1 protein-coding gene is annotated in these 808 nt (G+C 48.4%); it reads left to right on the forward strand.

What is annotated here, in order from left to right; genetic code table 11:
* The first annotated feature begins 46 nt into the window (after positions 1–46).
* Positions 47–688: a hypothetical protein gene (locus B5G12_RS14190; protein WP_087325494.1), complete on the forward strand. Its 642-nt coding sequence runs from the start codon at positions 47–49 to the stop codon at positions 686–688.
* The last annotated feature ends 120 nt before the right edge of the window (positions 689–808 follow it).

An 808-nucleotide genomic window follows, 5' to 3' on the forward strand; every position in this document is an offset into this window, starting at 1 on the left:
TTTTGGGTCTCTATCTTTTATACACCATAAGGAGGAAAAATTCATTATGAAACTCAAGAAGATTGCTTCTCTGGCGCTGGCCGGCATCATGGCCGTCAGCATGCTGGCTGGCTGCAAGGGTGCAACTGAGCCTACCGAGCCTGAGAATCCTGTTGTTCCTTCCGCTTCGGGGGTTGCTAGCTACCTGAATGATATGCTCACCAGTGACCAGCGCAAGAAGATTTCGTTTGAGGATGACAGCACGCTGCGTGCTAATACCCTTGCTATTGCGACTGACTCCAATGTAGTGACACCGACGAAGATTACTGGAGCGACTACAGCAGCAAGTGCCGATCCTAGTGTGACGAAGAAAGTTGTCGATGAGTATGCAAGCGGCTCTTTTGAAACCACTAATTGGTCTACCTGGGTAGACGCTACTCCTGCTGGTAATGATGGCATTGACTACTATCTGGCGACCTATGTGCTCGATGGTGATATGACTGAAGTGAACGTTGCCGATGCTATTTATACCGTATGGAACAATTCTTTTAACAATGATCTTGATAATGTCAACAGCAAGGATACTGTTTGGTCTGGCGATGTTGCAGCAGTTAAAGTGTATAACAGCAAAAATGCTGATGACACTGCTTGGGTTGTTAGCGTGATGATCACCAAGACTATCACCAACGGCACCAACACCCAGGTCTAAACTTTACTTATAACACCCCCGGGGCACCATACCGGGAGATGATATAAGGGGCGAGCAGGTGCCAGAGACCACCTGCACGCTCGGGTAAAACACCCATCCGATGTGGCGGCAAAGAGGAAT

The sequence above is a fragment of the Faecalibacterium sp. An58 genome (genome assembly GCF_002161515.1).
Classification (GTDB): domain Bacteria; phylum Bacillota; class Clostridia; order Oscillospirales; family Ruminococcaceae; genus Faecalibacterium; species Faecalibacterium avium.